This is a genomic window from Actinoplanes aureus (assembly GCF_015704865.1).
GTDB classification, from domain to species: Bacteria; Actinomycetota; Actinomycetes; order Mycobacteriales; family Micromonosporaceae; genus Actinoplanes; species Actinoplanes aureus.
In genome coordinates, this window is record NZ_JADQTO010000104.1 from 1 (window position 1) to 860 (window position 860).

At 64.3% G+C, this 860-nt stretch carries 1 protein-coding gene; it reads left to right on the forward strand.

Annotation, left to right across the window (positions count from 1 at the left end; translation table 11 throughout):
• The first annotated feature begins 48 nt into the window (after window positions 1-48).
• The gene (locus I4J89_RS49120) at window positions 49-819 is read left to right on the forward strand and encodes an SDR family NAD(P)-dependent oxidoreductase (protein WP_196421106.1); all 771 of its coding nucleotides are present in this window, start codon (window positions 49-51) and stop codon (window positions 817-819) included.
• Window positions 820-860: the final 41 nt, after the last annotated feature.

The window sequence follows — 860 nt, forward strand, 5'->3', positions numbered from 1 at the left end:
AGCGGATGCACGGATGAGATCACCGTCGATGATCGTTATCGTGACGGCATGACAACTGGATCCCGCCTTGCGGTGGTGTCGGGTGGCGGAACCGGCATCGGTAAGCAGATCGCTCGCATGTTCGCCACCCAGGGCGACCGGGTGGTCATCATCGGCCGGCGGGCGGAATTACTGGCTCAGGCGCGCGCCGAAATCAACGAAGCCACCCGAGCGGACCGCGTGATCCCGGTCAGCGCGGACCTGACTGATCCGAAGCAGGTTCGTGATGCCGCCGCACTCATCGCCCAGATGGGCTCTATTGACGTACTGGTCAACAACGCGGGCGCCATCATCACACCTCCGGCGGACGAAAGCCTCGAAGCGCTAGCCATGTCATGGCAACGTGACCTCAACACCAACCTGCTTACTGCAGTACTGCTGACCAACGCGCTCCAGCCGCAGCTAAGCCGACCCGGCGGCCGTCTCATCATGGTCAGTTCGGCGGCTGCGCAACGTGGAGGCGCCGGGCAGCATTCAGCCGGCTCCTATGCCGCAGCGAAGGCGGCCCTGCATGGATGGGCATTGGGCCTGGCTCGTCAACTGGGCAAGGACGGCATCACCGTCAACGTCCTCGCGCCCGGCTATGTGCAGGACACGGACATCTTCCATGGTCAGGACACCACGGACTTCGTGGCCACGAAGGTGGCTGACACTCTGGTTGGGCGGGCCGGAACACCCGCTGATGTAGCAGCGGCCATCCGTTACATCGCCTCGCCCGACGCCGGCTACCTGACAGGGCAGATCATCGGTCTCAACGGCGGTGCCGTACTCGGCCGTTGACGATTGCACCGCCGGAATCTGCCGCTGTCCGTGCACGCTGG